We start from the raw sequence: 8,947 nt of genomic DNA, 5'->3' as shown, positions 1-8,947 counted from the left end.
CTGCGTTGGATCGATGGCGTCCTTCACGGTCTTGGCGTACTCGCGCAGCGTCTCGATGTGCTGCACCCATGCCTTGTCGGCCTCGTCGATCACCTTCTGTTCGGCCTGCTTCTGGTCGGTCTGCTGCTTCTGCGCAGCGGTGAGCCTGACGTAAGCTGTCGTCAGGTCCATCAGGTTCTGCTGCTGGTCCTTCGTCATCTTCGCGAACTTCGGATCGGTCATCAGTTCCTGCATCACGTCGCCGTTGGCGGCCGCCTTGCGCAGCTGCTCGGACAGCGATTCGAGCATGCGCTCGTAGTCGCTGACCTTTTCCGTCGCCTTGCGGTGCGCTTCCGCGTTGGCGTCCAGCTGGCCGGTGTAGTCCAGCACCGCCTTGCCCGTCGATGCGGCGCGCTGCGCGACCTTGCCCCACGCGGCATCCTCACCGGCCACGCGTTCTTCAAGCGACTGCTGGTGGGTGCCCATCAGCCTGTCGATCTTCGTGTTGGCGTCCGCGATCTGTCCCGCACCTTTCTGCCATGCCGCACCGATCTGCTCGCCGGCGTCCTTCATGCTGATCTGGCCGGTAACGAGTTTGGTCATCGCGCCGTCGAGCGCCACGAGAAACTGGCCCGCCGAGCCGACAGCGGTACCGAGCCCGTACACCACCGCGATAAAGGACCTGATGGTTTCAGCGACCACCTTCAGGGTGGAATTCAGCGCCGTGCCTTCCGTGCTGAAGTCGCGCATCACGTCGATCACGAACTCGAAGGCCGGTTCAAGCTGCTGCGCCAGCTGCGCGGCTGCGCCCTCGGACATCACGCTCATGCGGTGCATGTTGTCGCTCAGTTCGCCCATCGCGTCGGCCGTGTCCTGCGAGATCACGAGCCCGAGCTTTTCCGCCTCGGCGGTCGCGGCGTTCAGACCGGCCGCGCCCTGGTTGAGCAGCGGGATCAGGTTCACGCCCTGCTTGCCGAAGACCTCGGTGGCGACCGCCGCTTTCTGCGCACCGTCCTGAAACTTGCTGAAGGCGGTCGCGATATCCTTGAACGCGTCGGCCGGGTTCTCGGCCTGAAGATCCTTGACATTGAGCCCGAGCGCGCGGAATGCCGCGGCCGAATTCGACAGCGGATCGCGGGCATCGAGCAGCGATTTTTCCAGCCCCTTGAAGCCAAGCGCGAGATCGTCCATCTGCACGCCCGCGAACTGGCCCGCGTAGGCAAGCCCCGACAGCGCCTCGGTGGATGCGCCGATCTTCTGCGCCATCTTGCCCATCGCGTCGGCCTGCTCGATGGCCTGAGCGATCTTTTCGGCGAAGCCCTTGGCGAACTCGGTGGCGTACTCCATGCCGGTCATCACGGCTTCGGCCAACGTCGATTCCTGGATCGACTTCAGCGACTCCGAGATCGTGCCCTGCGCCTTCTGCATGTCGGTGCGCAGCTGCGACACATCGGCGGCCAGCTGGAAGATCAGGGTTCCTGCGGATGCCATGACGTTACCTCCACGCGGCGATCTCGTCCTCGACACTCAGTTCGAGGGGCTTCGATTCAGGGGGCGCGGCGGGCTTCGCGGCCTGCGCCAGCAGATGACCCCAGCACATCAGTTCGAACGCGCTCATACCTTTCCTGACCGCGCCGGCCGTCATATGCAGATGGGCGGCCACCGCAAAGACGAGGCGCGTTACCGGAGCGGTCAGGCTTTTCCCACGTCATCGGCGCTGACGCCATTCACGCGCGCGACGGCGTTCAGCAGGTTGATGCGATCCTGAAAGGCACGCGCCGGCAGACGCGCGAGCAGATCCGGCGTGAAGCGCTCGCCGTTCGCGCCGGTGGCCGCCTCGCACAGCAGGTCGGCCATCATGGCGCGGATGTCCTTCAGGTCCGCGCTCCGGGTGGCGATGCGCTCCAGCGTGTCGGCGCCCACGTCGCGCACCGTCACGTCGCCAAAGCAGCGCGTCTTGACGATCTCGCTGTGAAACTCGAGATCAAAGCCCGATGGCGAGGCCGGTTGGGAAAGATCGGTCATGGGCGGGCTCCTACGAGGCGGTGACCTGTGCCGACGAGATCACGGAACCGGGGATACCCTTGAAGTTCGGCGTCACTGTCACGGTGTAGCTGCCGGCCGTCGCATACGTGTATTCCTTCGTGACCGTGCCGGCCGGTAGCGTGTCGGTCGTTTCGTCGCCGTAGTCAATCGCGAAGTTCGAGGCATGCCCGCCCGTCTCGGTGAGGGTGACTGTCACGGCGAGCGGCGACGGACCCGAGAGCGGCGCGACGGCCACCGTCAGCACATACGGACAGGCCGCCGCCTGCGACGGCTGCGTGAGGATCGGCTGGCCCGTGATCTTGAGCGTCGCGGCACCATGCACCGCCTGATCGACCCCGCCCGTCTCGTTGATGGACTGCACGATCACCGGCAGCGTGCGCACCGCGCCGTTGCGATAGATGATCTCGAACATGCGTTCCTCGCCATCGTCGTAGGCTTCCAGCAGGGCGAGATAGTCCGGGTCGGTCGGATCGATGAAGAAGTCGAAGGTGAGCGTGCCCGGATCGCGGAACCCGACGAGCGAGGTTTTTTCCTCGTCGCACAGGGTCGTGGTGTCGATGCTGGTCGCCGGCGTCTGGTTGATCTGGTAGGACTGTGCGCATACGTCAGCGAACGCGTTGATGGTCCACGCGGCATCCTTGCCGAGGGTCGCGGTCTCCGCCGACGTGTCGCTCTGCGCGAGCGATGCGGCCTTGGCATCCTTGTCGAGGTTCTGGATCACCCACTCCTGATTGTCAATCGAGGTCCAGCCCGAGCCCGTGATATAGACCGGCGCGCCGTTGGCGACCTTCGACACGTCATCGAACACGACCACGCACGGCGTCGAGGCGCTGGCGCTCGTGAGCTTGCCGCTCGCGACCGGCGCGGCGTTCGGGTTTTCCAGATACATCTTCGTGTTCTGCGCGCTGATGGCCTTTTTCATTGCGACACCTCTTCAGGTTGCGGTGGCTGGGTCCAGGTGGTGATGTCGATCATCGTTCGATGAAGACGTGTGTCCTGCTCGTAGAGGTCCTGTTCGTTCTCGACAAGCGGTGGATCGGGACAGGCGCGCAGCGCGGCGATGGCGGTTTCCATGTTGGCGAGCGCGTCCTTGTGGGTCTTCGCATAGCTGTCGATGCGATAGCGCACCTGATCGGCCTGCTGATAGCCGCAGATCGTGTTCACCGGCCCCTGCCAGATGCGCTGGAACACGAGATACGGCTCGGGTGTGCCCTGCGCCACGAGCATTAAAAAAGCCCTGTCGGGCAGGGCCTGGTTCAGTGCGGCGGCGATCTCGCTCTCGGTCATAGCGGACCTCCCGGCTCGTACCTGACACCGTTCTTCTTGCACCACGCGGCGATGCGCTTCTGCAGGGACGCGTTCATCGCCGTGCCAGCTGCGGTCTGCTGCGCGAGCGCGGCCGGCTGGAGCCACGGTTTCGCTGCCATCTTCGAGGTGCCTTTCTCAAGGAAACGTCCATAGAACGGGTCCCAGCCGTAAGGCTTCCTGACGCCGTGGATGGTCTGCGGCGTGCTGTCGACTCCCTTGGTCTTCAGCTGCACGTTCACGGTGACCGCGTAATAGCCCTTGACCTTGGCCGTGCGCATGCCGGCTGCGAGCACGCCCGAATAGCGGTTCGGCTTGCCGTTCGCGCCGGGATGGTTGAACAGCAGCGAGACGTTGGTCTGCGCCTGCTTGAGGATCGGGGCGGCGGCGGCCTTCAGGGCGCTGGTGAGCATCGAGCGCTGCATCTGGTCGGGCAGCGTCCGGAGAAACTGTTCGAGTTCGGCCAGACCTTCGACCTTCGAATCGACGGTGATCCACTTCACGGCGAACCCCCTTCAGTGATGACACCCGAGCCGCACATGATCTGCGCCTCCCTGTGAAGTCCCTGCACGGGCAGGATGGCGTCGATGTTGTAGATCGTGCCGGCGCATACGATGCGCAGCGACGGATCGAGATCATCGCGCCAGCGCACGCGGATGCGCGTGGTGATGCCCGCGCGGAATTCAGAGGCGGTCAGATACTCGCGACCGCTCACCGGCTCGATAGAACCCCATACCCTGAACGCCACGACCCATTCATCGACGATGATCTCGCCCGCGTCGTTCTTCAGCTTCACGGCACGCTCGAAGGTGAGGCGATAACGTATCCGGCCGGCCTGCATGATCAGACTCCGAACGTGAGGCGGAACGGGTCCATCAGACGCACGGCGCGCGGATTCTCGTTCAGCCCGTACTGGCTCTGCTGCGCTTCGCGGTTCTCGTAGGCGTCGCCCACGTATTCGAGGATCGCCAGCTTCAGGTTCGGCGGACAGGTATCGTCAGCAAAGCCCGTCGCATACGTCACGCGGTAGAGCGTGGCTGACGGCAGCGCCTTCGTGCTGAGTACCAGCTGTTCGGTACCGGGTATGAAGGTGGTCACGGTGATGCCGTACTCGACGGGATCGAGCACGGTCTCGGTGCCCTCGCTGTCGATGGCGCTCAGTGCCGACACCGACGCGACCGGTTGCACGGGCACATGAATCGCATTGCGCGCGACCTCACACCCGCACACCATCACCGTGACCTCGCCCGCCAGTAGCGTAAGCCCGGTGTACTGCTCGACACTCTGGCGCGAGGATGGCAGGTAGACCGCTTCGAGCAGGCCGTCATCATCGTCCGTGTCGATGCGGCAGTGCTGCTTGGCGAGATCGAGCGGAACAGGTTCGGCCGCATCTTTCGCGGCGATGACGACGGCTTCCATGATGCCTCCGCGTTACGAGGACGACTTCGCGCTGCGGGCTGCCTTGGTTTCGCTACCCGGCGCGGCCACCGTGAGCGAACCGGTGGCGAACGCCAGTTGCGAAAATACCGAGAGGCCGAGCCGTTCCTCGACGAGGATCGTCACCATGTTGCGGCGGAAGTTGTCCACGTCCTCGCGCGACACCTCGACGTTGACCGCCTGACGGTCCCATACCATCGCCTGACGTGCATCGCCCGTGAGGAACTGGCCCTGCGGCATCGCATAGGTCGAGGCGATGTTCATGTTCCACAGCCGGGGCGACACCGGGGCGAGCGGCGTGCCGAACAGGTACGAGCCCTGTTCGTTCTTCATCAGCTGGATCGTGGCCCAGTCGAGCGGATTGAGCACGGCGAAAGTCGGGTTGTAGTAGTGCGCCTGTACTGCCGCCATACCCAGGCGGATGACGTCCACGCTGTTCCAGTCGCCATTGGGTGCGACGAACGCCGCCGCCTGATGGATCAGCCCGTTGATATGACCCGTCGCGCCGTCGCCGGTGAGCAGTTCGCGGTCCTCTTTCATCCGCACGCCATAGGTCATACGCGTGTTGATGTAGGACTGGAGCATCGGCACGTCATCGAGCACCTGACGGCTCGCGAGCAGCCAGTGTGCAATCGTGACAACAGGCGCCTGCGCCATCTCGAACTGGAGATCGCTCTGTTTCTTGAGTTGCCCCTCGGTCTGGTAGTCGGCAATGATGTCGCCGCCTTTCTCACGTGGATACTCGACCATGTTGCTGGTGGTCGTGCCGCCCGGCAGCAGGTCGCGAATCCAGACATCGTTCATGCCCGGCGCGATGATGTTCGGGCGGATGTCGGGCGCTACCGGGTACTGGTTCGGATCGATCGTCTCGAAGATCGGCGCGACCGCCTTCAGCTGCTCGCCTTCGAGCGTGACCCGCGCGCGTCCCGCATTACCGCCACCGATCATCGCCTTGAATGCATCGGACTTCACGAAGTACTCGCCGATGGTCTCGGCACGCGCGCTCTTGCGCCCGACATCCGACAGGCCCGCGTATTTCTGGCACAGGTCGATGATATTGATATCGTGTTTCTGCAACCGTTCTTCGAGCCCCTTGAGTTCGGTGCGGATTTCTTCGGCGGTCTTGGTCTGCGCGTCGCGCACCTGTCCGAACGTTTCTTCAAGCGCGCGCTTGATTTCTGTCATATCCATGATGACGCTCCTTTAAGCCTTGATCTGCAAACCACGAATCAGCGACATCACCTCGGCCGCTTCCTCGGGTCCGGCCTTTACGACTACTTCTAGGTCGGGCTTGTCATCACCTTTGCCTGCATCACGCAGGACGAGATCGCGCACCCGTGCGATCATCGACTTGGCTTCGATGCGGGTCATGCCTGCTTCACGCAGGATCATCTCCACATCTGCGAGGGATTCCAGTTCGTCGGGATCGAAGTCAGCCTTCAGCGAGCCGAGATCGGCCCGCGCGAGCTTGTTGGCCGGCGCGATCACCATCGAGATTTCCATCAGGTCGAGGTCCGACAGCTTGCGGATCTTGCCGTCCATGTCCGCGCCGCCTGGCTGCACACGGTAGCCAATCGACACGCCATCGAGCGCGCCGGCCTTCATGTGCTGGTAGACGTCATTGGACATCGACGCGCCAGGCGTGAGCCGCCCGGTAAACTTCAGGCCCACGTCGTCCTCTTTCATGTCGGCGGCCTTGCCGATCAGGTTGTCCATGAAGTGATTGAACAGCATCGGTACCTGCTGCTTCTTCGCGAGCGACTTCTCAAACGCACCGGGCAGGACGATATCGCCCCACGAATCGACGTTATTGAACACCGACGCATAGCCCTCGAAGCTGCCCTGACGCGTGGCATCGAACTTGACCTCGATAGTGCTGATGACCGCACCATGCACAACGTCTCCGAACTGTTTGCGGCTCATGGCATCACTCCTTGATGGGTTGCGTGGGGACCTTCGCGCCCTGTTGCTGGCTGCCCGGTTGCGGCGGCTCGTCGCCAAGTTTCTGCAGCGGCGTGAGATTCAGCTGGACCGTGAGATCGTCGGCCCCCTGGCGCGCGTCGAGGTTCTCTTTCGCGCGGCACTCGTTACGCGACATGAGCCCGTTCTGCACCATCGTCGAGTAGTAGGCGCTGCGCGCCGCGCTGTCCGAGCGCAGCAACGATTCGAGATTGAACTCGACGTAATAGCGCAGCTGCTCGCTGGGCTTGAGCAGCCACCGGTTCATCGACGATTCGAGCCGCGTCACGTACGGCTGAAGCGTGTACTTCGAATAGCCGAGGTCCATCTGCTCGATGCCGCTGCCCCATGTCGTGTTGCGTTCGTACTGGTTAACAAGGAACGAAGGCACGCGGAACACCCGGCAGATGTCATCCACGCCGAACTTCAGCTGCTCCAGCATCTGCGCGTCGGCCGGCGAGATCGATAGCTGCTGGTACGTCATGCCGGCTTCGAGCACGAACAGGCGGGAGGCCGCCGAGCCGCCCGCTTCGAGGTCCGCGAAGTTCCCGCGCACCGCCGCGCGCTGCTCGGGCTTGAGCACGTGATCGATCATCAGCACGCCGGCCGGTTTGCCGCCCTTGGCGTTAAAGCGCAGCGCGTTTTCCGAGAGCGCCAGCTGGTTCGCAATCGCGCGCCTCGCGTAGCCAAGCGGCGACAGCCCCTTCATGCCGTTGCCCATCAGCTTCGAGTGAAAGATCTGTGCCGGCTGGTAGGTGATCTGCTGGCCGCCGAACTCGTATTTGTAGAAGTACGAGTTATCTTCCTGCTCGGTGAGCGTCATCTGCTGGCTGGCGCGCGGCTGCAGGCTCACCACATCGCCGCTGCCGTCGCGCAGCACGCGCGCGTAACAGTTGCCGTCGATGGCGAGATTCATGCCGAACGATTCGAGCAGTTCAACCGGCGTGTTGCGGTCGTTGGGCGCGACGTTCAGGACGTAGTTCAACGGGTGACTGCGCACGAGGTTGCGACCGGTGGCGGTGCGCTCGTACACGTTCACGCTCAGCGTGCCGATGGTCTCGGTGATCAGGCGGATGCAGGCCCACACGGTCGAAACCTGCATCGCCTGCGTCTCGCTGCCGGCGTAATAGTCGCCATAGGGTGTGTTGATCTGCTGGCCGGGCTGGTCGACGTTACCGCCACCGAACCAGCCGCCGAGCCACGTGAGCGCCTGGTTGAACGCGCGCGGCAGCCACCCGGCCGGATCGAGCAGCGATAGTTCCATCTGCCGCTGCGGGGTGTTGTAGCGGATATCGGCCATGTCGGGTCCTTCGGGGGGAATCAGGCGACGAACAGCGGGTCGTTCAGGAAGTCGTCGATGTCCTGTTCGCCTTCGGCATCGTTGAAGGCGTAGCCAATCGCCATCACGAGCGCCACCAGCGCATCGATCTTGCCCGTGCTGCGGCGCTTGGTAAAAATGCGGTTGTTCTTCGAATCGGCCTCGATGATCGCGCTCGCCGTGTTCCATCTCAGGCACGGGTTGAAGATCACGCGCAGCCGGCCGTCGAGGATCAGCCGCTCGGCCAGTTCAATCGAGTGCGGCATCCACAGGCCCGATTCGGTCGAACGCGCGAAGCCCTGGCCGTGCGGGATCATGTTCAGCACCACGCCCGCATCGTCGAGCTTGCCGGTCAGGTACTTGATGCGGTACGGGTCGAACGCGACGCCCTCGATATCCATCATCGCCATCAGGTCCTGAAGCCGCTCGACAATCGCGCCTTCGTCGATGGCCCGTTTGCCGATGGCGTACACGTAACCGTCGCGCGCCCATTCGACGAGGTGCGTTTTCTGCATGCGGTCGCGCTCGACCATCGTCTCGGCCGGCGTGAAGATCTGCACGAACGCGTCGCACGTGTCGTCCTCGTTGCGCCGCGCCGCGGCGAACGCGGTCAGGTCACGCGTGCCCGACAGGTCGAGCCCGCCGTACACGGTCGCGCCGCGAAAGTCCTCGACGCTCAGGGTCGTGGACTCGCACGCGCGCCACAGGTCGCCATCGATCCACGGATCGGCCGCGTCCACCCACTGACAGAAGTTCAGGCGGCGCACCGTCGATTCGAGCGACGGCATGCCGCGCGCCTGCCGCACCTGTTCGTCGAGGTAGCTTTTCTGGATCGTGTAGCCGAGCGACGGGTTTACCTTGATCCAGCACGTCTCGTCTTCGAACGGATCCTCTTCCTCGTCG

The 8,947-nt window shown here is 63.6% G+C and carries 12 protein-coding genes; all 12 read right to left on the bottom strand.

The genetic code is table 11. The features are described from left to right. The coding region (locus VGH68_RS20925) for a hypothetical protein (protein ID WP_331605608.1) at nucleotides 1-1,470 on the bottom strand (1,470 nt) is incomplete at its 3' end. A 4-nt stretch (nucleotides 1,471-1,474) separates the two neighbouring features. Next, the gene (locus VGH68_RS20920) at nucleotides 1,475-1,642 is read right to left on the bottom strand and encodes a hypothetical protein (protein ID WP_331605607.1); all 168 of its coding nucleotides are present in this window, start codon (nucleotides 1,640-1,642) and stop codon (nucleotides 1,475-1,477) included. Nucleotides 1,643-1,671: 29 nt separating this feature from the next. After that, nucleotides 1,672-2,004, bottom strand: coding sequence for a hypothetical protein (locus VGH68_RS20915; RefSeq protein WP_331605606.1), 333 nt, complete (start codon nucleotides 2,002-2,004; stop codon nucleotides 1,672-1,674). A 10-nt stretch (nucleotides 2,005-2,014) separates the two neighbouring features. Beyond that, nucleotides 2,015-2,947 (bottom strand): phage tail tube protein, encoded by a 933-nt coding sequence (locus tag VGH68_RS20910; protein WP_331605605.1) that lies wholly within the window; start codon nucleotides 2,945-2,947, stop codon nucleotides 2,015-2,017. Next, nucleotides 2,944-3,312: a tail completion protein gp17 gene (gene gp17, locus VGH68_RS20905; RefSeq protein ID WP_331605604.1), complete on the bottom strand. Its 369-nt coding sequence runs from the start codon at nucleotides 3,310-3,312 to the stop codon at nucleotides 2,944-2,946. Before gp17 ends, VGH68_RS20910 begins: the two co-directional genes overlap by 4 nt. Further along, entirely contained in the window at nucleotides 3,309-3,833 is a 525-nt protein-coding gene (locus tag VGH68_RS20900) for an HK97-gp10 family putative phage morphogenesis protein (protein ID WP_331605603.1), read from the bottom strand. The genes gp17 and VGH68_RS20900 overlap by 4 nt, the downstream gene beginning before the upstream one ends. After that, a complete protein-coding gene (locus VGH68_RS20895) occupies nucleotides 3,830-4,171 on the bottom strand; it encodes a phage head closure protein (RefSeq protein WP_331605602.1) in 342 nt (113 codons plus the stop codon). The genes VGH68_RS20900 and VGH68_RS20895 overlap by 4 nt, the downstream gene beginning before the upstream one ends. A gap of 2 nt (nucleotides 4,172-4,173) precedes the next feature. Continuing rightward, nucleotides 4,174-4,749 (bottom strand): head-tail connector protein, encoded by a 576-nt coding sequence (locus tag VGH68_RS20890; protein WP_331605601.1) that lies wholly within the window; start codon nucleotides 4,747-4,749, stop codon nucleotides 4,174-4,176. A gap of 12 nt (nucleotides 4,750-4,761) precedes the next feature. Continuing rightward, nucleotides 4,762-5,958, bottom strand: coding sequence for a phage major capsid protein (locus VGH68_RS20885; protein ID WP_331605600.1), 1,197 nt, complete (start codon nucleotides 5,956-5,958; stop codon nucleotides 4,762-4,764). 12 nt (nucleotides 5,959-5,970) lie between these two features. Further along, complete coding sequence (locus VGH68_RS20880) at nucleotides 5,971-6,690, bottom strand: HK97 family phage prohead protease (protein ID WP_331605599.1); 720 nt, start codon at nucleotides 6,688-6,690, stop codon at nucleotides 5,971-5,973. A gap of 4 nt (nucleotides 6,691-6,694) precedes the next feature. Continuing rightward, nucleotides 6,695-8,026: a phage portal protein gene (locus VGH68_RS20875; protein WP_331605597.1), complete on the bottom strand. Its 1,332-nt coding sequence runs from the start codon at nucleotides 8,024-8,026 to the stop codon at nucleotides 6,695-6,697. Between the two features lie 20 nt (nucleotides 8,027-8,046). After that, on the bottom strand, nucleotides 8,047-8,947 hold a 901-nt coding region (locus tag VGH68_RS20870), incomplete at its 5' end, for a terminase TerL endonuclease subunit (protein WP_331605596.1).

The organism is Paraburkholderia sp. (assembly GCF_036488505.1).
Taxonomy (GTDB): Bacteria; Pseudomonadota; Gammaproteobacteria; order Burkholderiales; family Burkholderiaceae; genus Paraburkholderia.
This window is presented reverse-complemented; position numbering and strand designations above follow the sequence as displayed.